Annotated in this window: 18 protein-coding genes and 1 pseudogene; 10 read left to right on the forward strand and 9 right to left on the reverse strand. The window is 71.3% G+C overall.

Annotated features, from left to right (window positions below; all coding sequences use genetic code 11):
- Positions 1-29 precede the first annotated feature (29 nt).
- Both LRX76_RS04575 and LRX76_RS04580 read right to left on the reverse strand, forming a co-directional pair.
- Complete coding sequence (locus LRX76_RS04575; protein ID WP_231802519.1) at positions 30-2,321, reverse strand: NADP-dependent malic enzyme; 2,292 nt, start codon at positions 2,319-2,321, stop codon at positions 30-32.
- 152 nt (positions 2,322-2,473) lie between these two features.
- On the reverse strand, positions 2,474-3,826 hold the full coding sequence (locus tag LRX76_RS04580; RefSeq protein ID WP_231802521.1) for a dicarboxylate/amino acid:cation symporter: 1,353 nt from the start codon (positions 3,824-3,826) through the stop codon (positions 2,474-2,476).
- Positions 3,827-4,346: 520 nt separating this feature from the next.
- Here LRX76_RS04580 and LRX76_RS04585 point away from each other — a divergent pair.
- Together LRX76_RS04585 and LRX76_RS04590 are read left to right on the forward strand one after the other, a co-directional pair.
- The gene (locus LRX76_RS04585; protein WP_231802523.1) at positions 4,347-5,516 is read left to right on the forward strand and encodes a porin; all 1,170 of its coding nucleotides are present in this window, start codon (positions 4,347-4,349) and stop codon (positions 5,514-5,516) included.
- 482 nt (positions 5,517-5,998) lie between these two features.
- Positions 5,999-8,656, forward strand: coding sequence for a PAS-domain containing protein (locus LRX76_RS04590; RefSeq protein ID WP_231802525.1), 2,658 nt, complete (start codon positions 5,999-6,001; stop codon positions 8,654-8,656).
- Between the two features lie 286 nt (positions 8,657-8,942).
- Here the strand turns inward: LRX76_RS04590 and LRX76_RS04595 are convergent, their stop codons facing one another.
- The 4 genes from LRX76_RS04595 to LRX76_RS04610 form a co-directional block, all read right to left on the reverse strand.
- Positions 8,943-9,599: a response regulator transcription factor gene (locus LRX76_RS04595; RefSeq protein WP_231802527.1), complete on the reverse strand. Its 657-nt coding sequence runs from the start codon at positions 9,597-9,599 to the stop codon at positions 8,943-8,945.
- Positions 9,600-9,866: 267 nt separating this feature from the next.
- On the reverse strand, positions 9,867-10,931 hold the full coding sequence (locus tag LRX76_RS04600; protein ID WP_231802663.1) for an ABC transporter substrate-binding protein: 1,065 nt from the start codon (positions 10,929-10,931) through the stop codon (positions 9,867-9,869).
- Positions 10,932-10,939: 8 nt separating this feature from the next.
- Positions 10,940-12,331, reverse strand: coding sequence for a sensor histidine kinase (locus LRX76_RS04605; RefSeq protein ID WP_231802529.1), 1,392 nt, complete (start codon positions 12,329-12,331; stop codon positions 10,940-10,942).
- Entirely contained in the window at positions 12,315-13,004 is a 690-nt protein-coding gene (locus tag LRX76_RS04610) for a response regulator transcription factor (RefSeq protein WP_231802531.1), read from the reverse strand. The genes LRX76_RS04605 and LRX76_RS04610 overlap by 17 nt, the downstream gene beginning before the upstream one ends.
- Positions 13,005-13,241: 237 nt before the next feature.
- Between LRX76_RS04610 and LRX76_RS04615 the strand changes: the two genes are divergently transcribed.
- The 3 genes from LRX76_RS04615 (at position 13,242) to phbB (ending at position 16,738) form a co-directional block, all read left to right on the forward strand.
- Positions 13,242-14,387 (forward strand): porin, encoded by a 1,146-nt coding sequence (locus LRX76_RS04615; RefSeq protein WP_231802665.1) that lies wholly within the window; start codon positions 13,242-13,244, stop codon positions 14,385-14,387.
- A 144-nt stretch (positions 14,388-14,531) separates the two neighbouring features.
- Complete coding sequence (locus tag LRX76_RS04620; protein ID WP_231802533.1) at positions 14,532-15,860, forward strand: CitMHS family transporter; 1,329 nt, start codon at positions 14,532-14,534, stop codon at positions 15,858-15,860.
- 137 nt (positions 15,861-15,997) lie between these two features.
- Entirely contained in the window at positions 15,998-16,738 is a 741-nt protein-coding gene (phbB, locus tag LRX76_RS04625; RefSeq protein ID WP_231802535.1) for an acetoacetyl-CoA reductase, read from the forward strand.
- 144 nt (positions 16,739-16,882) lie between these two features.
- On the opposite strand, the gene rsgA is transcribed toward phbB, so the two are convergent.
- Positions 16,883-17,971: a ribosome small subunit-dependent GTPase A gene (gene rsgA / locus LRX76_RS04630; protein WP_231802537.1), complete on the reverse strand. Its 1,089-nt coding sequence runs from the start codon at positions 17,969-17,971 to the stop codon at positions 16,883-16,885.
- Positions 17,972-18,066: 95 nt separating this feature from the next.
- On the opposite strand from rsgA, the gene LRX76_RS04635 reads away from it, so the two are divergent.
- The 3 genes from LRX76_RS04635 to LRX76_RS04645 are packed head-to-tail and all read left to right on the forward strand — an operon-like array spanning position 18,067 to position 20,686.
- A complete protein-coding gene (locus LRX76_RS04635) occupies positions 18,067-19,341 on the forward strand; it encodes a pyridoxal phosphate-dependent aminotransferase (protein ID WP_231802539.1) in 1,275 nt (424 codons plus the stop codon).
- A gap of 20 nt (positions 19,342-19,361) precedes the next feature.
- On the forward strand, positions 19,362-19,967 hold the full coding sequence (locus LRX76_RS04640; RefSeq protein ID WP_231802541.1) for a GDSL-type esterase/lipase family protein: 606 nt from the start codon (positions 19,362-19,364) through the stop codon (positions 19,965-19,967).
- Positions 19,968-20,017: 50 nt separating this feature from the next.
- Positions 20,018-20,686: a class I SAM-dependent methyltransferase gene (locus tag LRX76_RS04645; protein ID WP_231802543.1), complete on the forward strand. Its 669-nt coding sequence runs from the start codon at positions 20,018-20,020 to the stop codon at positions 20,684-20,686.
- A gap of 24 nt (positions 20,687-20,710) precedes the next feature.
- Here the strand turns inward: LRX76_RS04645 and LRX76_RS04650 are convergent, their stop codons facing one another.
- On the reverse strand, positions 20,711-21,157 hold the full coding sequence (locus LRX76_RS04650) for a helix-turn-helix domain-containing protein (RefSeq protein ID WP_231802545.1): 447 nt from the start codon (positions 21,155-21,157) through the stop codon (positions 20,711-20,713).
- Between the two features lie 63 nt (positions 21,158-21,220).
- On the opposite strand from LRX76_RS04650, the gene LRX76_RS04655 reads away from it, so the two are divergent.
- The gene (locus LRX76_RS04655; protein WP_231802547.1) at positions 21,221-22,006 is read left to right on the forward strand and encodes an NAD(P)H-dependent oxidoreductase; all 786 of its coding nucleotides are present in this window, start codon (positions 21,221-21,223) and stop codon (positions 22,004-22,006) included.
- On the opposite strand, the pseudogene LRX76_RS04660 reads toward LRX76_RS04655, so the two are convergent.
- Positions 22,006-22,773, reverse strand: a pseudogene (locus LRX76_RS04660) (polysaccharide deacetylase family protein); the annotation flags it as partial. The gene LRX76_RS04655 and the pseudogene LRX76_RS04660 sit on opposite strands and share 1 nt — an antisense overlap.
- A 42-nt stretch (positions 22,774-22,815) precedes the next feature.
- Here LRX76_RS04660 and grxD point away from each other — a divergent pair.
- On the forward strand, positions 22,816-23,742 hold the full coding sequence (gene grxD / locus LRX76_RS04665; RefSeq protein ID WP_231802549.1) for a Grx4 family monothiol glutaredoxin: 927 nt from the start codon (positions 22,816-22,818) through the stop codon (positions 23,740-23,742).
- The last annotated feature ends 248 nt before the right edge of the window (positions 23,743-23,990 follow it).

The raw sequence follows: 23,990 nt of genomic DNA on the forward strand, positions 1-23,990 counted from the left end.
CCGCAGCGGGAGCTAGGCTACCGCCGCTGTCAGCCGGCCTTCTCGGCCTCGCGCTGCTTGCGGATCTGCGCATCCACCGCGGCGATCGCGGTCATGTTGAGGACGCGGCGCGGGGTCGCGCTGGTGGTGAGGATGTGCGCCGCCTTGGACACGCCCATCAGGATCGGGCCGATGGTCACGCCGTCGGTGAACACCCGCACCAGGTTGAAGGCGATGTTGGCCGCCTCCAGGTTGGGCAGCACGAACAGGTTGGCGCGGCCCTTGAGCGTGGTGTTGGGCATGATCCGCTGGCGCAGCGCCTCGTCCCAGGCGGTGTCGCCCTGCATCTCGCCGTCCACGTTCAGGCTCGGGCTGCGCCGGCGCAGGATCTGCAGCACCTGGCGCATCTTCTGCGACGACGGCGAGTCGTGGCTGCCGAAGTTGCCGTGCGCCAGCAGCGCCACGTTCGGCTCGATGCCGAACAGGCGCATGCGGTAGGCGGCCTGCAGGGTGGCCTCGGCCAGCTGCTCGGCGGTCGGGTCGTCCTCCACGTGGGTGTCCACGAAGAAGAACACGCCCTTCTGGTTGATGACGCCGGTCATCGTCGAGGTCGAGCTGACCTTCGGCTCCAGCGGCAGCACGCTGCGCACGTAGCCGAGCTTCTTGTGGAAGCGGCCGACCACGCCGGACAGCAGGGCGTCGGCCTCGCCGCGGGCGACCATCACCGAGGCGATCAGGGTCGGGCGCGAGCGCATCAGGTTCTTGGCCGCGGCCACGGTGACGCCGCGGCGTTCGGTCAGGGCGTGGTAGTACTGCCAGTAGTCGTTGAAGCGCGGATCGTCGAGGATGTTGGTGATCTCGTAGTCCACGCCGGCCTTCATGCGCAGCCCCATGCGCTCGGCGCGCGCCTCGATCACGTCGGGGCGGCCGATCAGGATCGGGAAGGCCAGGCCTTCGTCGACCACGATCTGCACCGCGCGCAGCACGATCTCCTCCTCGCCCTCGGCGTACACCACCCGCTGCCGGTCGCTGCGGGCGCGGTCGTACACCGGCTTCATCATCAGGCTGGAGCGGTAGACGAACTGGCTCAGCTTCTCGCGGTAGGCGGCCATGTTGTCGATCGGCCGGGTCGCCACGCCCGAATCCATCGCCGCCTGCGCCACCGCCGAGGACAGCTCCACCAGCAGGCGCGGGTCGAGCGGGCGCGGGATCAGGTACTCCGAGCCGAAGCTGGGCGTCTCGCCGCCGTAGGCCGCGCCCAGGTCCGAGGCCTCGCGCCGCGCCAGCGCGGCGATCGCGTGCACGCAGGCGATCTTCATCGCCTCGTTGATGGTGGTGGCCCCCACGTCCAGCGCGCCGCGGAACAGGTAGGGGAAGCACAGCACGTTGTTGATCTGGTTCGGGTAGTCCGAGCGGCCGGTGCCGATGATCGCGTCCGGGCGCGCGCGCCGCGCCTCCTCCGGGGTGATCTCCGGGCTGGGGTTGGCCAGGGCGAAGATGATCGGCTGCCGCGCCATGCTCGCCACCATCTCGGGCTTGAGGATGCCGGCGGCCGACAGGCCCAGGAAGATGTCCGCGCCCTCGACGATCTGCGCCAGGGTGCGCTTGTCGGTGTCGCGGGCGTAGCGCTGCTTGTCCGGGTCTAGGTCGGTGCGGCCGGTGTGGATCACGCCGTCGCGGTCGAAGGCGAGGATGTTCTCCGGCTTCAGGCCCAGCGACACCAGCATGTTGACGCAGGAGATGCCCGCCGCGCCCATGCCGGTGGTGGCCAGCTTGACGTCCTCGATCTTCTTGCCGACCACCGCCAGCGCGTTGATCACCGCCGCGCCGACGATGATCGCGGTGCCGTGCTGGTCGTCGTGGAACACCGGGATGTTCATCCGCTCGCGCAGCTTGCGCTCGACGATGAAGCACTCCGGGGCCTTGATGTCTTCCAGGTTGATGCCGCCGAAGGTCGGCTCCAGCGAGGCGATGATGTCGACCAGCTTGTCCGGGTCCTGCTCGTCGATCTCGATGTCGAACACGTCGATGCCGGCGAACTTCTGGAACAGCACGCCCTTGCCTTCCATCACCGGCTTGCCGGCCAGCGGGCCGATGTTGCCCAGGCCCAGCACCGCGGTGCCGTTGCTGATCACCGCCACCAGGTTGCCGCGCGCGGTCAGCTCGCTGGCCTGCTGCGGGTCCTCGACGATCGCCTGGCAGGCATAGGCCACGCCCGGCGAATAGGCCAGCGCCAGGTCGCGCTGGGTCAGCATCGGCTTGGTCGCGACGACCTTGATCTTCCCCGGCGGCTGGTGGCGGTGGTAGTCGAGGGCGGCCTGCTTGAACTCTTCGTTTGACATCGAGGCGGTCTTTTACGGGAAGCAAGGGATCGCGATTCTAAACCGAGCCGGCCGAACGCGGCCGGAGCAGACTGTCGCAGCGCGGGAGCGACCGCCATACGCGAGGCGGCGGCGCAGCCCGTCGGCACGCCGCCGCCAGCGCCGGGCCCGCCTCAGTCCGGGCTCTTGTCGTCCACCGCGATGCCGGCGGCGACCAGGGCCGGGGACTCGGCGGGCACCTCGCCCCCGTCCAGCGCCAGCGCCAGCTTGTCGTGGTCCAGCGCGTTCTCCCAGCGCGACACGACCACGGTGGCCACCGCATTGCCGATGAAGTTGGTCAGCGAGCGGCACTCGCTCATGAAGCGGTCCACGCCCAGGATCAGCGCCATGCCGGCCACCGGCACCTCCGGCACCACCGCCAGCGTCGCCGCCAGGGTGATGAAGCCCGCACCGGTCACGCCGGCCGCGCCCTTGGAGCTGAGCATGGCCACCGCCAGCAGCATGATCTGCTGGCCGAGGCTGAGGTCGATGTTGGTCGCCTGGGCGATGAACAGCGCCGCCAGCGTCATGTAGATGTTGGTGCCGTCCAGGTTGAACGAGTAGCCGGTCGGCACCACCAGGCCCACCACCGACTTGGCGCAACCGGCCTTCTCCATCTTCTCCATCAGCGACGGCAGCGCCGACTCCGAGGACGAGGTGCCCAGCACCAGCAGCAGTTCGGCCTTGAGGTAGCGGATCAGCTTGAGCACCGAGAACCCGCACAGCCGCGCGACCAGGCCCAGGATCACCAGCACGAACAGCAGCGAGGTGATGTAGAACGAACCCACCAGCCAGGCCAGGTTGATCAGCGAGGCGATGCCGTACTTGCCGATGGTGAACGCGATCGCGCCGAAGGCGCCGATCGGCGCCGCCGCCATCAGCATGTGGACCAGGCGGAACACCGGCGCGGTCAGCGCCTCCAGCAGCGTCAGCACCGGCTTGCCGCGCTCGCCCACCAGCGCCAGCGCGATGCCGAACAGCACCGCCACGAACAGCACCTGCAGGATGTTGTCGCCGACGAACGGGCTGACCAGCGTCTTGGGGATGATGTCCATCAGGAAGCCGGTCAGGGTCAGCTCGTGCGACTTCTCCACGTAGCTGGTGACCGCCGCCTGGTCCAGGTCGGCCGGGTTGATGTTCATGCCGGCGCCGGGCTGGACCACGTGCGCCACGACCAGGCCCACCACCAGCGCCAGCGTGGAGAAGAACAGGAAGTAGGTCATCGCCTTGGCGAACACCCGGCCCACCGTGCGCAGGTGGGTCATGCTGGCGATGCCGGTGACGATGGTCAGGAAGATCACCGGGGCGATGATCATCTTCACCAGCTTGATGAAGGCATCGCCCAGCGGCTTCATCGATTCGGCGAAGGCAGGCTCGAAGTGTCCGAGCAGCGCGCCGATGACGATGGCCACCACCACCTGGAAATAGAGCTGGCGGTAGAGCGGCACATGGCGGTGCGGCGCCGGAGACGAATTGACGACGTGCATGGGAACTCCCGGGGTGCGGTGATGTCCGGCCAGTGCGGACTGGCCTGCATTGTGGCCCTCCCCCGGCGGCGGGCCGATAGCGCATTGGTATTAAGCGCGCCGGCATCCCAAGGCGGCGGGCACGGCACGAAAGGGCGCCGGGAAACGGCGGGAACGGGGGAATCCGGGCCCGGCACCGGGATTGCCGGCAGCCACCGCAAACGATGCGGCGAAGGGGCCGCCAAGGCCGATTCCCGGCCGCGGACAGGCAGGAGGACGCGAGTGCGGATGCGTCCCGGAAGGGACGCCGGAGGGCAGGCATCGGGCGCGCCTCGGCGGGAATTCCATGACGCACTGCAGCAAGAATTGCAGGCATTTGGCGGCGTTTGCCGCCGCACTAACCCTTTAGTCGAATATTGATTGAAGTCATGTGAAAACCGGCGGCACTCGACTAGCCTTTGCGTCACTGGAATCTGGTAGGAGCAGGCCCCGAGCGGCCACACCGGCTTCCCACAGCAACCTCAACCGACGAGATGACGCAATGCGCCCTTCCCTCATCACCGCCGCAATCGCACTGGCCGGCTTCGGCGTTTCCGCCCAGGCAGCCAACTTCGACGACTGGCCGACCAAGTACAAGACCTCCAACGACGTCGAGCTCGCCGTCACCGGCAACTTCGCCTACGACTACAACGATTTCTCCGGCGATTCCGCGCTTGAGGACGACGATGCGATGCGCCGCAAGGAATTCGGCGCCACCATCAAGAAGGCGGGCGTGTTCGACGCGATGGTGTACTACGACTTCGAGTCCGAGACCTGGCTGGACGTGTACCTGCGCCTGGAATCCAAGGCCCTGTTCGGCCGCGACATCGGCAAGTTCCGCTTCGGCTACATGAAGGTGCCGGTGGGCATGGAAGGCGTGACCAGCTCGCGCGCGCTCAGCTACATGGAACTGGCGCTGCCGATCCAGGCGATCTACCAGGGCCGCCGCACCGGCGTGGAATGGACCTTCGAGCGTCCCGCCTACCTGCTGCAGGCCGGCGCCTACGGCGGCAAGGACCTGCACGGCGACAACCCGGGCACCACCCAGGTGCTGCGCGGCGTGTGGACCCCGCACAAGGCCCCCGGCGACGTAATCCACCTGGGCCTGGCCGCCTCGGTCGAAAACCCGCGCGGCTGGCACAACGGCCTCGGCGTCCACTTCGAGCCCAGCTACCGCGGCCGTGCCAAGCCGGAAGCCGGCCTCACCGACGTGCGCCTGATCGACACCGGCGCGCTGGGCAACGTCGAGAAGATCCGCCGTACCGGCCTGGAGGGCTTGTGGATCAAGGGTCCGTTCTCGCTGCAGGGCGAAGCGCTGCGGCTGGACGCCGAACGCGCCGGCGGCCTGCCGGACTTCACCGCCGACGGCCAGTACATCTCGGCCACCTGGGCGATCACCGGCGAGTCGCGCGGCTACAACGCCGGCAACGTCTCCAACATCAAGCCGTCCAAGAGCTACGGCGCGGTCGAGCTGCTGGCCCGCTACAGCCACCTGGACCTGAACGACGGCGTGATCCAGGGCGGCCGCCAGAACGACTGGACGCTCGGTGCCAACTGGTACCTGACCAGCCACTTCAAGTTCCAGGCCAACTACGTCTGGGTCGATGCCAAGCGCCTGGGCGTCAAGCGCGACCCGAACGTCTTCGAGCTGCGCGCCCAGGTCCACTTCTGAGCCAAGGCTTGCCGAAGGATGTTGCGCACGGGCTCCCGGGAAACCGGGGGCCCGTGTTCGTTGGGACGACGGCTGCATCCCGAGCGGGGGCCGGCCGGCATCCGGCGCCGGCGTCCGGTCGGCGGCCCGCGCTGGCAGGCGCGGCGCTGCCGGCCGTGGCCCGGGGCAGGGCCGCTGGCCGCCCCGGGACGCCGCGTCCGCCGGGTTGCCGGGTGCGCTTCGCTTACCCGGACCACGCTGCCGACGGGCTATCGGGATTCCCCGACTCGCCCTCACTTGGCGGTACTGGCGGTACCGGGGAGGTCCTCGCCTCGTACAGGTCGGCCTGGACCCGCCGCCGCTGAATCCGCCGTGGCGGGCCCACGCCCGACCTATGCGGCGGCTCGCGGAGAACGTTGCGACCTGCAGCCTTCGATGACCTGAAAGCGATGCCCTGAAAGGCCCGGTACTCAGGACCGGACGTCACGCCCTAGACTGGGCGCATGTATGCATTCGAGCGTTTCCGCCGCCCCGTACTGACCACGCTGGTGGTGCTGGGCGGGATGATCCTGTGCACGTGGGCGGCGGGGCGGCTCGGCGAGCGCCATGCACTGGAGCGGGAGGACGCGCAGGTCCAGCGCCAGCTGGCGCTGTACTCGCAGTCGCTGCAGCAGCACATCGACCGCTACCGCACGCTGCCGCAGCTGCTGGCGCTGGATCCGGAGCTGCTGCAGGCGCTGTCGGCGCCGCTGGACGAACAGCGGCGCAACTACCTCAACCTGAAGCTGGAACGCGCCAACAGCGTCACCCGCTCCTCCACGCTCACCCTGATCGATCGCCATGGCGTCGCCGTGGCCGCCAGCAACTGGCGCCTGGACAACAGCAACGTCGGCGTGGACTACAGCTTCCGCCCCTACGTGCAGCAGGCGCTGGCCAGCGGCAATGGCCGCTTCTACGGCATCGGCATGACCACCGGGGTGCCGGGCTACTTCCTGTCGCAGGCGATCGTCGACGCCCAGGGCCGGCGCATCGGCGCGATCGCCATCAAGATCGAGCTGGCCGCGCTGGAGCGCGAATGGCTGAGCGTGCCCGACGTGGTGATGGCCAGCGACTCGCACGGGGTGGTGTTCCTGGCCAGCCGCGACGAATGGCGCTACCGCCAGCTGGTGCCGCTGGGGCCGGGCGATCGCGAGGAACTGGCGGCCACCCGCCAGTACGCCAGCCAGACCCTGCGGCCGATGCGCTACCGCACGCTCGGGCAGATCGACAGCGGCGGCCGGCTGGTCCGCTTCGAACTGCCGGCGCTGCCGGCGCCGGTGCTGTGGCGCAGCCTCACCCTGGCCGACAGCCAGTGGCACCTGCACCTGCTGCACGACGCCGCGGCGGTCACCGCCGCCGGCCGCAGCGCCGCGCTGGCCGCCGGCGGCGGCTGGCTGGCGCTGTCGTTCCTGACGCTGTTCGTGCAGCAGCGCAGGCGCACCTCGGCGCTGCGCCAGCGCAGCCGCGAGGAACTGGAGACGCTGCTGCAGCAGCACGCGCTGGAGCTGCGCACCGCCCAGGACAGCCTGGTGCAGGCCGCGCAGCAGGCCGACAGCGGGCTCAGCCGCAGCCTGGAGCACCTGCCGCAGGGGGTGGTGATCATCGACGCGCAGCTGCGGCTGGTGGCCTGGAACTCGCGCTACGTCGAGCTGTTCCGCTTCCCGCCCGGGCTGGTCCGGGTGGGGCGGCCGATCGAGGACATCTTCCGCTACAACGCCCGCCGCGGCCTGCTCGGCCCGGGCTCGATCGAGGCCGCCATCGAGCGCCGCCTCAACCACCTGCGCAGCGGCAGCCCGCACATGCGCGAGAGCGAGAAGGACGACGGCACGGTGCTGGAGATCCGCGGCAACCCGCTGCCCGACGGCGGCTTCGTCACCAGCTACGCCGACATCACCAGCTACAAGAATGCCGCGCGCGAACTGCGCTCGCTGGCCGATGCGCTGGAGCACCGCGTGGAGGAACGCACCCGCGACCTGGAGGCGGCCAAGCGCGAGGCCGAGGCCGCCAACCGCTACAAGACCCGCTTCGTCGCCTCGGCAGTGCACGACCTGCTGCAGCCGCTCAATGCCGCGCGCATGTTCGTCTCGGCGCTGCGCGGCCGGCTCGACGACGACAGCCGCCAGATCGCCGACCACGTGGATGCCGCGCTGGCGGCGCAGGACGGCATCCTCAACAGCCTGCTGGACATCTCGCGGCTGGAGTCGCGCACCCTGCAGACCCACGTGCACGATTTCGCGCTGGGGCCGCTGCTGGACACCCTGGCGCGCGAGTTCGGCATCGTCGCCGACTCGCGCGGCCTGCGCCTGGACCGCGTGGCCACGAATGCGGTGGTGCGCAGCGACCCGGCGCTGCTGCGGCGCATCCTGCAGAACTTCCTGTCCAACGCGATCCGCTACACCCGCCGCGGCCGCATCCTGATCGGCTGCCGGCGCGACGGCGGCCAGCTGCGCATCGAGGTGCACGACCAGGGGCCGGGCATCCCCGAGAGCCTGCAGCAGGAGATCTTCGAGGAGTTCCGCCGGCTCGACGACGGCGTGGCCAACGAGCGCGGCGCCGGACTGGGGCTGGCGATCGTCGAGCGCATCGGCCGCCTGCTCGGGCACCGCATCGGGCTGCGCTCGCGGCTGGGCCACGGCAGCGTGTTCTCGGTGAGCCTGCCGCTGGGCGATCCGCTGGCGGCCGTCGCCGCGGTGCCGGACGCGGTGGTGGAGCACGAAGAGGACCTGCCGCTGCGCCATTGCCGGGTGTGGTGCATCGACGACGATCCGCGCGTATGCGAGGCCACGCGCACCCTGCTGCAGCGCTGGGGGTGCGATGTCGAGCTGGCCGACGGGCCGGAGGCGGCGCTGGCCACGGCGCGGCCCGGCCACGCCCCCGACCTGGTGCTGCTGGACGTGCGCATGGGCCAGCAGCATGGGCCGCAGGTGCAGGCGCGGCTGGAACAGATCTGGCAGCGGCAGCCCACGGTCATCCTGGTCACCGCCGAGCCGGACCAGGCGTTGCGCGCGCTGGCTCAGGATCGCGGCTGGGGCTTCCTGTCCAAGCCGGTGCGGCCGCCGGCGCTGCGGGCGCTGATCACGCAGTTGCTGCTGCGGCGGCAGGCCGGGCCTGCGGGGGGGTGAGGTGCGGCAGGCTGCGCCGCGCCGCGCCGCCGAGCCCGGAGCACGGTCGAATGCGTCGTGCCGCCGGGGTCCGCGGGCCCATCCATGGGCGGCGCCCTCCGGGCCTGGGGAGATGGTCGTCGCGCAGGCATCAGGCATAGCGCGGCCGTTGGCCCGCCGCAGGCGGATTCGGCGGCGGTGGGCAAGGCCTGTCCTATGCGGCTGCGCATGGGGAGTGCTGAGGAGCGCAGCCTTCGAGCAACCTCGAAACGCATCGCCCCAGAAACGCATGGCCCCAGGGCCTGCCCTACAGCGGCGCGATCGGGTCGCCTTCCGGCTCCAGCGCCTTGACCAGCACCGCCGCCTGGGTACGGCTGTGGCATTCGAGCTTGCGCAGGATCGCGGTGACATGCACCTTCACCGTGTTCTCGGCCAGCCCCAGTTCGTGGGCGATCTGCTTGTTGAGCAGGCCGTCGGCCAGGCACAGCAGCACGCGGAACTGCTGCGGCGTCAGCTGCGCCAGCCGCTGCGCCAGCCGCGCATCGGATTCGGAACGCTCGGCGGTCAGCGGCGGGAACCAGGTGCCGCCCTCGAGCACGGTCGCCACCGCCTCGCCGATGACGGACGAGGGCGAGGACTTGGAGATGAAGCCGGCCGCGCCGAACTGCTGCGCCCGGCGGATCACCCGCGGATGGTCGTTGGAGGAGATCACCACCACCGGTACGTCCGGGTGCTCGCCGCGCACGTACAGCAGCGCCGAGAAGCCGCGCGCGCCGGGCATCGCCAGGTCCAGCAGCACCAGGTCCGCCTGCGGGTACTGCTCCAGCGTGTCGTTGAGCGTGCCGGCGCTGGAGGCCTCGATCACCCGCACCCCGGCGATGGCCTGGCGCAGCGAATGCAGCAGCGCGGCGCGGAACAGCGGGTGGTCGTCGGCGACGATGAGGGTGGTGGTGCAGGCATCCATGCCGCGAGTCTGGCACGCGGGCGGCGGATTTTCCTCCCTGCGGCCAGCGTGGCGGCGCGCGCATTGCCGCAGGCGCGTGCCGCGCGCGCTCCCCGCCACGGGCATCCGTAGGAGCGACTTCAGTCGCGATGGGCTTTATGCAGTTCCCTCTGCAAGAGCCCGCACATCTCCTGTGCGGGGATTCAAATCCAAGCCCATCGCGACTGAAGTCGCCTACGGTGATGGATCGATCGGCGTGCAGCGGCGCTGGCGAGGCGGCGAACGGCCTCAGGGCTGGGGCTCGTCCTGGCGCCGCACGCTGCTGCGCCAGGCATCCAGGAACTGGCGGCGCTTGAGCGCGTCCAGGTAGACCAGCAGGCCCGGTCCGAGCGCGATCGGGCGGAACGTGCGCGCCGGCGCCGTGCCGCGCGGGTCGCCGCCGGGCGGCAGGATCGGCATCAGCCGCGCTTCCCGGGAGAGCACCTGCTGCCCCCGCGGCGACAGCAGGTAGTCGAGGAAGCGCCGCGCCTCGGTGGCGTGCGCGGCGGCGCGCGGAATCACCGCGGTGCGCAGCGCCACCAGGGTGTAGTCCTCCGGCTGCACGATCGCCAGCGGCGCGCCGGCGTCGATGCGCGCCTGCGCATATGAGCCGAGCACGTTGTAGGCCAGCAGCAGTTCGCCGCTGGCGACCCGGTCCAGCAGTACGCCGGTGCGCTCCTCCAGGCGCACGCGGTTGTCGCCGAGCGCGGCCAGCAGCGCGCCGGCGATGCTGCCGAGCTGGCCGTCCTGGGTGGCGAACAGATAGCCGACGCCGCTGCGCTCGACATCGTAGGTCCCGACCCGGCCGCGCAGCGGCGCCGCCGGCGCGCGCAGCAGGTCCAGCAGCTGCCGCCGCGTGCGCGGGACCTGCGCGGACGGCAGCCGCCGCGTGTTGTAGACGATGGCGACCGGCTCGTAGCTGATGCCGAACACCTCGTGCCGCCAGTGCGCCCAGTCCGGCAACGCATCGGTCTGCGGCGAACGGTGCGGCAGCGCGTGGCCGTCGTTGGCCAGCTTGGTCTGCAGGTCCATGCCGGCGCTGATCAGCAGGTCTGCGGTGCCCCCGCCCGCGGCCTGACGCAGGTAGCGGGCATACATGTCCCCGGCGATCACGTCCTCGTAGACGACCTCGGTCGCCGGATGCAGCCGCTGGTAGTCGGCGATCACCGCGGCGAACACCTCGATGTCGGTCGAGCCCTGGATGCGCAGCTGCGCGGTCGCCGGCGCGTGGGCCGGGAACCGCTTCACCTCGCCCGGCGTGGCCCGGGCGGGGCCGGCCAGGGCGAGCAGCACCAGCAGCAGCGACAGTGGCAGTGGTCGGATCATGCGTGCAGCCTCGGCAGGCGCAGCGTGGCCACCAGGCCGCCGCCGACGCGGTTGGAAAGATCGATGCGCCCGCCGTGGCTGTCGACCACGCGCTTGACGATCGCCAGGCCCAGGCCGGCGCCACCGCCCGGGGCGTCGCCGCCGCGGGCGAAGCGTTCGAACACGCGCTCGGCCTCGGCCGCGGGGATGCCCGGGCCGTGGTCGGCCACGGTCAGCACGCACTCGCGGCCCTGCACCGTCAGCGCCACCTGCAGCGCACCGTCGCCGCCGTACTTGCAGGCATTGTCGATCAGGTTCTTGATCGCCTCGCGCAGCAGCAGCGCATCGCCATGCACCCAGGCCGGCTCGCTGCCGATCGCCAGCTGCAGGCGCGGGCGCGGGGCGGACTGCGGCAATGCCTCGTGCACCGCCTGGTGCACCGCCTCGGCCAGGTCGAGCGCGGCGAAGCGCTGCAGGTTGGCGCGATGGATGACGCTGGCGTCGCTGAGCAGCTGGTTGAGCAGGCGGCTCATGTGGGTGGCGTTGCGCTCGATCGCCTCCAGGCTGCGCCGCATCTCGCGCGGGTCGTCCTCGTCCAGTGCCAGCTGCGCCTGCGCGCGCAGCGCCGCCAGCGGCGTGCGCATCTGGTGCGCTGCCTCGGCCATGAACGCGCGCAGGGTCTCGTTGCTGGCCGCCAACCGGCCCATGAAGCGGTTCAACGCGGCCACCACCTGGTCCATCTCCCGCGGCGCCGCCACCGCCAGCGGCTGCAGCTCGGACGGTTCGCGCCGCAACAGGTCGCGCTCGATCCGCACCAGCGGCCGCAGCGCGCGATGCACGCCGAGGCCGACCAGCGCCAGCGACAGCAGCGACAGCAGCCCGATCGCCAGCAGCGCGCGCGCCACCATGTCCTGCGCCAGCGCCTGGCGCGCGCGCCGGGTCTGCCCCACCTGCACCCGCACCTCGCCCTGCGCCGAGGCCGAGGACACCCGCCGCGCCACCACCACGAAGCGCACGACCTCGCCGCTGTAGGGCGCGTCGAACAGTTGCGGCGCGCCATCGGCGCCGGCGCGCGGCGCCGGCGGCAGGTCGGCGTAGCCGGTGACGGTGCGATCGCCGCCGTCGGACACGCGGTAGAACACCCGGTCCTCCGGCGCCATCGCCAGCAGGTCCAGCGCGGCGTACGGCAGGTCCACCTGCCACTGGCCGTCGACCAGCGCCACGCTGTCGATGATCGACAGCGCCGAGGACACCAGCAGGTGGTCGTAGGAACGGTTGGCCGCGCGCTGGCCGTAGTCGCGCGCGGCGAAGAACAGCAGCACCGCGCCCAGCGCCGACAGCACGCCCAAATACAGCCACAGCGTGCGCCGGATCGACGGCACGCCGGCGCGCTCAGCCGGCACCGGCATCCCCGCCGGCCGCTTCCTCCAGCAGGTAGCCGGAACCGCGCACGGTGACGATGCGCAGCGGCGCGGCGGCGAGCTTCCTGCGCAGGCGGCCGACGTACAGCTCGATCGCGTTGGGGCCGGCCTCGTCGTCGAAGCCGAACAGGCCGTTGCCGATCTCGTCCTTGCTCACCACCTGGCCGAGCCGGCCGATGAGGATCTCCAGCAGCCGGTACTCGCGGTTGGGCAGCTCGATCACCGCGCCGTCGAGGCTGACCCGGTGCGCGGCGTTGTCGAACTGGAAGCCGCCGATCTGCACCAGTTCGCTGGCCTGGCCGCGGTTGCGCCGCAGCAGCACCCGGCAGCGCGCCTCGAACTCGCGGAAGTCGAACGGCTTGCCGAGGTAGTCGTCGGCGCCGACGTCCAGCGCCTGCACGCGGTCCTCGATGCCGTCGCGCGCGGTCAGCATCAGCACCGGCGTGCCGTCGCCGCGCTCGCGCATGCCGGCAAGCACGCGCAGGCCATCCAGCTTCGGCAGGCCGATGTCCAGCACCACCAGGTCGAAGCTCTGGTAGCGCAGCACGCTGGCCGCGGCCAGCCCGTCGCACTGCCAGTCCACCGCATGGCCGCTGCGGCGCATGCGGCGCACGATGGCGTCGGCGAGATCGGGGTTGTCTTCTACCAGCAGCAGGCGCATCGGGCCGGGAATCGGGAATGGAGAATCGGGAATGGTAAAGGCAAGGCGGCCGCCGCTCCTGTTTTTCCCATTCTCCATTCCCGATTCCCCATTCCCGCCCGCCCTGACAGGTCGATGACAGCTTCACCGGCCTAGTCTGCCGGCCACATCGCAGCGCGCTGCTGCGCACACCTGGGAGGGTATGTGGCCATACGCACACTGTGCCTGCACGTCGTCGTCGCCTGCGCGACGCCCGGCCTGGCCTTCGCCGCACACGCGGCCGACGGCGACGACGAGTCGCCAGTCAGCGCCAAGATCGGCGGACGCATCCACTGGGACTTCGCCCGCTTCGACAACGACGGCCGCGGCGCGCCCAATGCCGACGACACCGAGTTCCGCCGGGTCTGGCTGGACGTGTCCGGCCGGTTCTTCGGCCTCGGCTACAAGATCGAGGGCGACTTCGCCGGACTGCAGGACGATTTCAACAGCAAGGGCATCGAGGCCAAGGACGTCTACCTGACCCGCACGTTCTCCGGCGGCGTGCTGAGCATCGGCCAGTTCAAGCAGTACTTCTCGCTGGACGACCGCACCGGCTCCAACTACGGCAGCTTCCTGGAACGCGGCGGCGCGGCCAGCACGCTGGCGCCGCTGTACCGCAAGGCGGTGTCGTGGCAGGCCGCGGGCCGGGACTACACCTGGGCCGCCAGTGTCTACAGCCTGGAGAGCATCGACGTCTCCAGCATAAAGGGCGATGCCGTCGGCGGCCGCGCCACCTGGGCGCCCGGCGCGCGCGATGGCGACGTGCTGCACCTGGGCCTGTCGCTGGCGCACGAGCGCTACGACCATCCGGGCGCCAACGGCGCGCAGTCGCTGCAGATACGCCCGCGCCCGGCCGGACACCTGTCCGACGCCAGCCGCATCACCCTGGCCAGCTTCGCCGACGGCCGCGACACCGACGTCGACAAGTGGTCGCTGGAGTACGCCCAGGTGCGCGGTCCGCTGTCGTGGCAGGGCGAGTTCAGCGGCGGACGCTTCGACGACGGCGCGCAGCGCGCGACAGTGAAGTCGGCGTACGGCTTCGTGAGCTGGTTCGTCACCGGCGAGTCGCGCGCCTATGACGGCAAGACCGGCCGCTTCGCCCGGGTAAAGGACCTGCGCCACCGCAACGGCGCGCTCGAGCTGGCGCTGCGCTACGACCGCATGTGGGGCGAGCAGCACTACCACGGCCAGCCCGACCTGATCGATGCCTGGACCGAGTCGTGGACGCTGGGCGCGAACTGGTACCTGCGGCCGAACCTGCGGCTGATGCTGGACCTGATCGACAGCCGCAACCGCGACCGCCTGGCCGGCGCCACCGTCGACCACACCCGCGCGGTGACCGGCCGCTTCCAGTTCGATTTCTGAGATGCCTGCCTTTCCCGCCTTGCGTAGGAGCGGCTTCGGCCGCGATGGGGCTTTCCCGGTGAAGCCCGATCGCGACTGAAGTCGCTCCTACAAGCAAAGCGAAAAGCGTTTCCCCTCCCCCGCGATACCCGAGGAATCCCGCCCATGCTGACCGCGCTCGGCTTCGGAATGGTCATCACCTTCATGTACCTGATCATGAGCAAGCGGCTGTCGCCGCTGGTCGCGCTGATCACGGTGCCGATCGCGTTCGCGCTGGCCGGCGGCTTCGGCAGCGGCATCAACGAGATGATGCTCGACGGCATCAAGAAGATCGCGCCCACCGGGGTGATGCTGATGTTCGCCATCCTCTACTTCGGGGTGATGATCGACGCCGGCCTGTTCGACCCGCTGGTGCGCACCATCCTGCGCATCGTCAGGGGCGACCCGCTGAAGATCGTGATGGGCACGGCGATCCTGGCGCTGCTGATCTCGCTGGACGGCGACGGCTCGACCACCTACATGATCACGGTGTCGGCGATGCTGCCGCTGTATCGCCGGCTGGGCATGAACGCGCTCAACATGACCTGCGTGACCATCCTCGCCGGCGGGGTGATGAACCTCACCCCGTGGGGCGGGCCGACCGCGCGCGCGGCCACCGCGCTGCACGTGGACCCGGCCGAGGTGTTCATCCCGCTGGTGCCGGCGATGGGCCTGGCGATCGCCGGCGTGCTCGTGCTGGCGTGGTGGCTGGGCCTGCAGGAGCGGCGCCGGCTGGGCGTGGTGAAGCTGCCGGCGGGCGGGCAGTGGCTGGATTCGAGCGTGTCCGACGACGGCGACGCGCTGCCGACGGTGGAGGACGCCGAGGACATCAAGCGGCCGCGGCTGCTGTGGGTGAACCTGGGCCTGACCCTGGCGCTGATGACCGCGCTGGTGATCGGCGTGCTGCCGATGCCGGTGCTGTTCATGATCGGCTTCGCGGTGGCGCTGGTGATCAACTACCCCGACCTGGCCGAGCAGCGCCGGCGCGTGGTCAACCACGCCGGCAACGTGCTGTCGGTGGTGTCGCTGATCTTCGCCGCCGGCATCTTCACCGGCATCCTCTCCAACACCGGCATGGTCGAGGCGATGTCGCGCAGCTTCCTTGCGGTGATCCCGGACAGCTGGGGCCCGTACCTGGCGGTGATCACCGCGGTGGCGAGCATGCCGTTCACCTTCTTCATGTCCAACGACGCGTTCTACTTCGGCGTGCTGCCGATCCTGTCCGAGGCCGCCGGCCAGTACGGCATCACCCCGGTGGAGATGGCGCGCGCCTCGCTGGCCGGGCAGCCGGTGCACCTGCTCAGCCCGCTGGTGCCCTCGACCTACCTGCTGGTCGGCCTGGCCAAGGTCGACTTCGCCGACCACCAGCGCTTCACCCTGAAGTGGGCGACGCTGATCTCGCTGCTGCTGATGGCCGGCGGGCTGCTGTTCGGGCTGTTTCCGCTGGCGGCCTGACGGCCGCCCGGGATTCGGGAGTGGGGATCCGGGATTGGCGACAGCCCGCGGATTCCACCAATCCCGGCTTTTCGCAGCCGAATGGCTGGCAATCCCCAATCCCTAATCCCCAATCCCAACTCCGAAGGAGTTCACCCATGACCCTCCGAATCGCCTACGTCACCAGCGGCATGGGCAGCGTCGGCACCGCGATCTGCCAGAAGCTGGCGCGCAGCGGCCACACCGTGGTCGCCGGCTGCGGCCCCAACTCGCCGCGCAAGGCCGCCTGGCTGCGCGAGCAGCGCGAGCTGGGCTTCGACTTCGTCGCCTCCGAGGGCAACGCCGCCGACTGGGACTCCACCGTGGCCGCGTTCGCCAAGGTCAGGGCCGAGGTCGGCGAGATCGACGTGCTGGTCAACAACGCCGGCGGCAGCCGCGACGTGCTGTTCCGGCAGATGAGCCGCGAGGACTGGAACGCGGTGATCGCCAGCAACCTGCACTCGCTGTTCAACATCAGCAAGCAGGTGGTGGACGGCATGGTCGCGCGCGGCTGGGGACGGATCGTCAACATCGGCTCGGTGAGCGCGCAGAAGGGCCAGATCGGGCAGATCAACTTCGCCACCGCCAAGGCGGCGATGCACGGCTTCACCCGTGCGCTGGCGCACGAGGTGGCCTCGCGCGGGGTCACCGTCAACACCATCTCGCCCGGCTACATCGCCAGCGCGGCGATCAGCAGCTTCCCGCCGGACGTGCTCGACCGCCTGGCCGCCTCGGTGCCGGTGCACCGCCTCGGCAAGCCGCAGGAAGTGGCCGGGCTGTGCGCCTGGCTGGCGTCGGACGAGGCGGCCTACGTCACCGGCGCCGACTACCCGGTCAACGGCGGCCTGTACATGGGATAAGGGGCAGCCGAATGCAGGCCCCCCGTAGGAGCGACTTCAGTCGCGATGGGGCTTTACCGGAAAGTCCCCATCGCGACTGAAGTCGCTCCTACGTCGCTCGTGCATCGCACTGTTCCCGCCCGCTTCCCCTGCCATCATCGCGCCTCAGCGGCGCCCGCCCGGGCGCTTGCCCGGGTTGCGGCCCGGCGGCCTTGCGGCGGCGTTCTGCGCCAGCCGCGCCGACAGCTTGCCGGCGGCGCCGGCCACCTCGTCGCGCAGCTTGAGGTAGTTGACCAGCCGCGCCGGGTCCAGCTCGCCGCGTTCGATCGCCGCACGCACCGCGCAGCCCGGCTCGGCCTGGTGCGCACAGTCGTTGAAGCGGCACTGCGCGGCCAGCGCCTCGATGTCGGCGAACCCGCCCTCGGCCAGGCTTTCCTCGCCGGTGGGCTTGAGCTCGCGCATGCCCGGGGTGTCGATCAGGCAGGCGCCGCCGGGCAGCGGGATCAGCGCGCGATGGGTGGTGGTGTGGCGCCCGCGCGAGTCGCTCTCGCGCACGTGCCCGGTCTTCATCCGCTGCTCGCCGAGCAGGGTGTTGGTCAGGGTGGACTTGCCGGCGCCGGAGGAACCCACCAGCACCGCGGTGCGGCCTTCGCCCAGCCAGGGCTGCAGCGCCGAGACGCTGTGCGGGTCGCGGGCGTTGACCGTGCACACGGCGACCTGCTGCGCCGCCAGCCCGGCCAGCGTCGCCACCGCGTCCTGCGCCCGGGCGGCGATGTCGGCCTTGGTCAGCACGATCACCGGCTCGGCGCCGCCGCCGCCCACCAGCAGCAGGTAGCGCTCGATCCGGCGCGGGTTGAAGTCCTCGTCCAGGCCGCAGACCACGAACACGGTGTCGATGTTGGCGGCGATCACCTGCTGGTGGTAGTGCTCGCCGGCGGCGCCGCGCTTGATGGCGGTGCGCCGCGGCAGCAGCGCGACGATGCGCGCCCCCTCCAGCAGCACCCAGTCGCCCACCGCGGCGCGCTCGTGCGAGGGAAAGCGCGGCCGCTGCCATTCCGGCGGCGACTCGGCCTTCAGCTGCTGCTCGGTCGAGGAGGCCACCACGTAGCCGCTGCGGTGCTGCTCGACCACCCGCGCCGGCTGCGCCTGCGGATGCTGCTGCATGAGCTGGCGCCAACCCGGCTCGGCCGGTTCGCCGGGCCAGGGCCAGCCGATCGGGCGCAGGCGGGCGTAGTCGATGTCGGGCGGGCTCATGCGCGGATTCTACAGGGGCGGCGGCCGGCACCCTGCCGCGGCGGCGTTTTTGGGGCTACCATGCCGGTCCCACGCCCCACCCGGCCCGCATGCCAATGTCAAGCTCGTCGCTCAAGCCGCTCGCCACCCGCGAGCGCCTGTCGGAAGTCCGCTACGAAATCCGCGGAGAGCTGGCGCGACGAGCCCGGGAGCTGGAGGCGCAGGGCCGCAAGCTGATCAAGCTCAACATCGGCAACCCGGGCAACTTCGGCTTCCGCGCGCCGCCGCACCTGCAGCACGCGATCGCCGACGACATGAACCGCACCGATCCCTACACCCACCAGCAGGGCCTGCCGGTGGCGCGCGAGGCGCTGGCCGGTGCCTATGCGCGGCGCGGCTATCCCGACGCCGAGCCGGAGCGGGTGTTCGTCGGCAACGGCGTGTCCGAGCTGATCGACCTGTCGCTGCGGGCGCTGCTCAACCCCGGCGACGAGGTGCTGATCCCCTCGCCCGACTACCCGCTGTGGTCGGCGGCGACCATCCTCAACGACGGCCGCCCGGTCTACTACAGCTGCGACCCTGAGAACGGCTTCCTGCCCGACCCGAGCAAGATCGAGACGCTGGTGTCGCCGCGCACACGCGCCATCGTGCTGATCAACCCCAACAATCCCAGCGGCGCCAGCTACCCGCGCGAGCTGCTGGAGCGCATCGTCGCCATCGCCGCCAAGCACGACCTGCTGCTGATGGTGGACGAGATCTACGACCAGATCCTGTACGACGGCGCCGTCTTCCAGCCGGTCGCGCCGCTGGCCGGCGAGCATCCGTGCATCAGCTTCAGCGGCCTGAGCAAGGTGCACCGCGCCTGCGGCTGGCGCGTGGGCTGGGCGCTGCTGTCCGGCGACGGCGCGCGCGTGGGCGAGCTGCGCGCGGCGATGGACCTGCTCAGCGCGCTGCGCCTGTGCGCCAACGTCCCCGGCCAGTACGCGATCGAGGCGGCGGTGAACGGCCCGGACACGATCTCGCCGCTGTGCGCGCCCGGCGGGCGCCTGTACGAGACCCGCCGCGCGGTGATCGAGGCCTGCGCCGCCAGCGAACACCTGTCGCTGGTCGCCCCGGCCGGCGCGCTGTACGCGTTCCCGGCGGTGACCGGCGCGGCCGCGCGCAACTTCGACGACCACGATTTCGCGCTGGAGCTGATGCAGGACGAGGGCGTGCTGGTGGTGCCCGGCTCCAGCTTCAACGTGCCCTACCGCAACCACTTCCGGGTGACCCTGCTGCCGGAGGCGGCGGTGATGCGCGAGGTGTTCGTCCGCATCGACCGCGCCCTGGCGCGGCGCGCCGAGGCCAACACCAAGGTCGTGCCGATCAAGCCGCGCAGCGCGGTGGCCTGAGCGGCGCAAGGCCCGATCGCGTGCTGCGCTACCTCGCCCTGGGCGACTCGTACACCGTCGGCGAGGGCATCGACCCGGCACGGCGCTGGCCGCGGCAGCTGGCGGTGGCGTTGCGCCAGGCGGGGCTGCCGCTCGCCGATCCGCTCGTCGTCGCCACCACCGGCTGGACCACCGACGAACTCGACGCCGGCATCGACGCCGCCGCCCCGCGGGGCCCGTTCGACCTGGTCAGCCTGCTGGTCGGGGTCAACGACCAGTACCGCGGGCGGGCGCTGGCGGACTACCGCCGAGGCTTCGCCGCGCTGCTGGAACGCGCCACCGGCTTCGCCGGCGGCCGCGGCGCGCGCGTGCTGGTGCTGGCGATCCCGGACTGGGGAGTGACCCCGTTCGCCGCCGCGCAGGGACGCGATCGCGCGCGCATCGCCACCGAGCTGGACGCCTTCAACGCCGCTGCCGCCGCACTGTGCGCCGCGCGCGGCGCGGCCTTCGTCGACATCGCCCCGGTCAGCCGCGAACGCGGCGCCGAGGCGGCCATGCTCGCGGCCGATGGCCTGCACCCCTCGGCCGCGATGCATGCGTTGTGGGCATCGCAGGCCTTGCCCGCCGCGCGCGATGCGCTAGCCTGAGCCCCCGCTCCCGCCGCCAAGGACCGACATTGCGCGACGCCACCCGCCCCATGAACGCCGCCGAGGCGCAGGCCATCGCCCGCGCGTTCCTGCCCGCGCACCCGCTGGGCAACCGCTACGACTACTACTACACCCGCACCAAGCTGCGCACCGACCCGCTGTACCCGGGCGTGCTGGCGGCGCTGCGCGGCACCGCCGCGCCGCTGCTCGACCTCGGCTGCGGCCTGGGCCTGCTGGCGCATGCGCTGCGCGCCGACGGCCAGGCGCTGGACTACCACGGCGTGGACATCGACGCGGCCAAGATCCGCCGCGCGGTCGCCATCGCGCAGCGCTCGCAACTGCACGGCACCCGCTTCGACGTGGTCGACCTGGGCCAGTCCTGGCCCGAGCACCGCGGCAGCGTCGCCATCCTCGACGTACTGCAGTACCTGCAGGCCGACGTCCAGGCCGGGCTGATCCGCAAGGCCGCCGGCATGCTGGCGCCGGGCGCGAAGCTGGTCATCCGCAGCGGCCTGGGCGACGACAGCCGGCGCGGCCGCACCAGCCGCGTGAGCGATTTCCTGGCGCATTTCTCCGGCTGGATGCAGGAGCTGCCCAAGAGCTTCCCCACCCGCGACAGCCTGCAGCGCCAGCTCGACGACGCCGGGCTGCAGGCCACGTTCTCGCCGCTGTACGGCAACACCCCGTTCAACAACTGGCTGGTGGTGGCCGGGCGCTGAGACGGCGCCAGCCCGCCATCGCCCTCAGGCCGCCCCGCCGGCCTTCCCGCCGTCGCCGTCCGCGCGGCTCAGGTCGTAGGCCTCGCGCGCGCGATCCAGCTCCACGAAATGGTGCTCGGCCCAGCGGTCCAGCGCCGCCAGTGCCTGCCACAGCGACGCTCCCAGCGGCGTCAGCGCATAGCTCACCGCGATCCTCCTGCCGTCCTCCCCGCGGGTCCGCGCCACCAGCCCGTTGCGTTCCAGCGCGCGCAGCGTCTGCGCCAGCATCTTCTGCGAGATGCCGCCGACACGCCGCTGCAGGGCGGCATTGCGCAGCGGGCCGGCGGCGAGCAGGGGCAGGATCAGCAGCACCCACTTGCTGCCGATCAGTTCCAGCACGTCGCGCGCCGAGCACTCCGGATCGTATACATCGCCGCGATGGAATCCGCCGTGCGCCACGCCATACCCATGGGTTACCGAAAAGTGCGTCATTGACCATGCCCGTGCGGACCGTCGAGAGTGGACCGCACGCTTGATGGACATGGGAATTCTTGCATGAACTCGCTGTTGCTGATCGCCCATCCGGAACCCGATTCGTACAACGCACAGCTGCGGCGGATCGCCATGGACGTGCTCGCGCGGCATGGCACGGTGGAGGTGTCGGACCTGTATGCGCAGGCCTTCGACCCGGCCGAGCGGGCCGCGCATTACCCGCGGCCGCTCGATCGGCGGCGTTTCGATACGCAGGCCGAACAGCGCCACGCCTGCGAGCAGGGGAGCCTTCCGGAGGACGTCGCCGGCGAGCTTTCGCGGCTGCGCCGCGCCGACCTGCTGATGCTGCAGTTCCCGCTGTGGTGGTTCGGGGCGCCGGCGATGCTCAAGGGCTGGATCGACCGGGTGTTCGTCTACGGCGGGATGTATTCCAGCCGGCGCCGCTTCGATCGCGGCGTCTGCCGCGGCAAGCGGGCGCTGCTGGGCGTGACGGTCGGCTCGCCGGCGGCGCGCTGCGGCGCGGACGGCATCGAGGGCGATACCCGGGTCCACCTGTGGCCGCTGCTGTACAGCCTGCGCTACGTCGGCTTCGATGTGCTCGAACCGCTGCTGCTGTTCGGCATCCATCCGCCGCGCGCGGACAGCGACGGCGCCGGGCAGCGGCGGCACCTGCAGCAACAGGCGGATGCCTACCGGCGTGCGCTGGAGGATCTGCGCCAGCGTCCTTCGATCGCGTTCAACGCTCAGGACGACTGGGACGCGTCGGGATGCCTGCGCGACGGCCGGCGCGTGCTCGCGCCGGCATGGCCGCACGCTGCAGCGCCGGCCTCCGGCAGCACCGCCGCATAGCCGCGCGCGCGCAGCGCCTGCAGCACGCCGCGCAGGATCGCCGGGTTGTGGCCGTGCGCCGCGCCCTCGTGCAGCAGCACGATCGCGCCCGGGCGCAGGTCGCGCACGATCCGCGCCACGGTCGCGTCCACCTCGCAGTCGACGCCGTCGAAGCCGCGCGCGCTCCAGGCCACCCGGGCCAGCCCGTGCTCGCGCAGCGGCGCGGCGACGAACGGGTTGGTCATGCCGACCACCGAGCGGTACCAGCGCGGCGGCGTGCCGGCGATGGCGGCCAGCGCGCGCTGCGCCTGCCCGATCTCGGCGGCCATGCGCCGCGGCCCCAGCGCCCAGAACCAGGCCTGCGGATGGGTATGGCTGTGGTTGCCGATGCCGTGGCCGCGACGCAGGATGTCGCGCACCAGATCAGGCCGTGCCGCGGCGCGCTCGCCGACCAGGAAGAAGGTCGCCCTGGCGCCATGGGCAGCGAGCAGGTCGAGCATGGCCAAGGTGTCGTCGGACGGGCCGTCGTCGATGGTCAGCCACACCCGCGGCGCGCTGCCCGGCAGCCGCGCCAGCACCGGCGCGTACAGGCGCGCACGCGGCAGGAACACCGGCACCACGAACGCGGCATGCGAGAGCAGCAGCGCCGGCAGGCCCCAGCGCCAGCCCGCGCCCCACCACACCGCCAGCACCAGCAGCTGCGAGGCCAGCAGCCAGCCCCACCAGCGGTACGGCCGGGACGGAATGCGATGCAGCGTTTCCGGTGCGCTCATGCCCCATGATGCCATGCCGCGTAGAATGACCGGCCCGATTACATCCCGGTCCTGCCCATGTCCCTCGACCCCGCCCTGCGTTCGCGCATCGAATCGCTGCTGCACTCCAACCGCGTGGTGCTGTTCATGAAAGGCCAGCCCGGCATGCCGCAGTGCGGCTTCTCGGCCAAGGCGGTCGGCGCGCTCGACGGCCTGGGCGTGGACTATGCCCACGTCAACGTGCTGGCCGACCCGGAGATCCGCGAGGGCATCAAGGCCTACGGCGACTGGCCGACGATCCCGCAGCTGTACATCGACGGCGAGCTGGTCGGCGGCAGCGACATCATCCTGCAGATGGCCGAGAGCGGCGAGCTGAGCCAGGCGCTCGGGCTGCCGGTGCCGGACCGCACCCCGCCCGCGATCACCATCACCCCGGCGGCGGTGGAGATGCTCAGGGGCGCGCTGGCCGACGCGCCCGGCGCCTCGCTGGCGCTGTCGATCGACGCGCAGTTCCAGCCGAACTTCCAGCTGGCGCCGACCGATCCCGGCGCCATCGCCGCCGAGTCCAACGGCCTGCGCGTGCAGTTCGACCTGGCCAGCGCTCGCCGCGCCGACGGCATCACCATCGACTGGGTGGACGACATCCGCGGCCGCGGCCTGGCCATCGACAACCCCAACGCGCCGCGGCCGGTGCAGGAACTGTCGCCGCGCGACGCCGACGACCAGGTCAAGGCCGGCAAGCTGACCCTGGTGGACGTGCGCCCGGCCGACGAGCGCGCGCAGGCGGCGGTGGCCGCGCCGTTCAGCACGCTCGACGGCGAAGGCCGCGCGCAGTTGGAGGCGCTGCCCAAGGACACCCCGCTGGCGTTCCTGTGCCACCGCGGCGGCCGCAGCCTGCAGGCGGCCGAGCACTTCCGCGGCCTGGGCTTCACCGAGGTCTACAACGTCACCGGCGGCATCGACGCCTGGTCGGACGAGGTGGACGGCAGCGTGCCGAAGTACTGATGCCGTAGCGGCCGGCACTCGCCGCCGCCGGCAGGGGACTGCCGGGAATCGCCGGTGCCGCCGCCTTGCGCGGACCTGATCGGCGTCTAGTGTCAGCCACGGCCTTCCAGTCGTCGTCGCCGCGAAGGCGGGCACCGGCGACTTGAGCCTGCACCGCGGCAAGGCACTGGGTCCCCGCCTTCGCGGGGACGACGGTCGTTTCGATACGAGGACTGCCAGTTGGCGCCAGTCAGGTGCGCGGAAGGCGG

The organism is Stenotrophomonas sp. MMGLT7 (genome assembly GCF_021168555.1).
Lineage (GTDB): Bacteria > Pseudomonadota > Gammaproteobacteria > Xanthomonadales > Xanthomonadaceae > MMGLT7.

What these genes read in the sequence shown, in the direction of transcription:
- LRX76_RS04575 (WP_231802519.1), bottom strand. Translation starts at nt 2,321, where the DNA reads ATGTCAAACGAAGAGTTCAAGCAGGCCGCCCTCGACTACCACCGCCAC.
- LRX76_RS04580 (WP_231802521.1), bottom strand. Translation starts at nt 3,826, where the DNA reads ATGCACGTCGTCAATTCGTCTCCGGCGCCGCACCGCCATGTGCCGCTC.
- LRX76_RS04585 (WP_231802523.1), top strand. Translation starts at nt 4,347, where the DNA reads ATGCGCCCTTCCCTCATCACCGCCGCAATCGCACTGGCCGGCTTCGGC.
- LRX76_RS04590 (WP_231802525.1), top strand. Translation starts at nt 5,999, where the DNA reads ATGTATGCATTCGAGCGTTTCCGCCGCCCCGTACTGACCACGCTGGTG.
- LRX76_RS04595 (WP_231802527.1), bottom strand. Translation starts at nt 9,599, where the DNA reads ATGGATGCCTGCACCACCACCCTCATCGTCGCCGACGACCACCCGCTG.
- LRX76_RS04605 (WP_231802529.1), bottom strand. Translation starts at nt 12,331, where the DNA reads ATGCCGGTGCCGGCTGAGCGCGCCGGCGTGCCGTCGATCCGGCGCACG.
- LRX76_RS04610 (WP_231802531.1), bottom strand. Translation starts at nt 13,004, where the DNA reads ATGCGCCTGCTGCTGGTAGAAGACAACCCCGATCTCGCCGACGCCATC.
- LRX76_RS04620 (WP_231802533.1), top strand. Translation starts at nt 14,532, where the DNA reads ATGCTGACCGCGCTCGGCTTCGGAATGGTCATCACCTTCATGTACCTG.
- phbB (WP_231802535.1), top strand. Translation starts at nt 15,998, where the DNA reads ATGACCCTCCGAATCGCCTACGTCACCAGCGGCATGGGCAGCGTCGGC.
- rsgA (WP_231802537.1), bottom strand. Translation starts at nt 17,971, where the DNA reads ATGAGCCCGCCCGACATCGACTACGCCCGCCTGCGCCCGATCGGCTGG.
- LRX76_RS04635 (WP_231802539.1), top strand. Translation starts at nt 18,067, where the DNA reads ATGTCAAGCTCGTCGCTCAAGCCGCTCGCCACCCGCGAGCGCCTGTCG.
- LRX76_RS04645 (WP_231802543.1), top strand. Translation starts at nt 20,018, where the DNA reads ATGAACGCCGCCGAGGCGCAGGCCATCGCCCGCGCGTTCCTGCCCGCG.
- LRX76_RS04650 (WP_231802545.1), bottom strand. Translation starts at nt 21,157, where the DNA reads ATGACGCACTTTTCGGTAACCCATGGGTATGGCGTGGCGCACGGCGGA.
- LRX76_RS04655 (WP_231802547.1), top strand. Translation starts at nt 21,221, where the DNA reads ATGAACTCGCTGTTGCTGATCGCCCATCCGGAACCCGATTCGTACAAC.
- grxD (WP_231802549.1), top strand. Translation starts at nt 22,816, where the DNA reads ATGTCCCTCGACCCCGCCCTGCGTTCGCGCATCGAATCGCTGCTGCAC.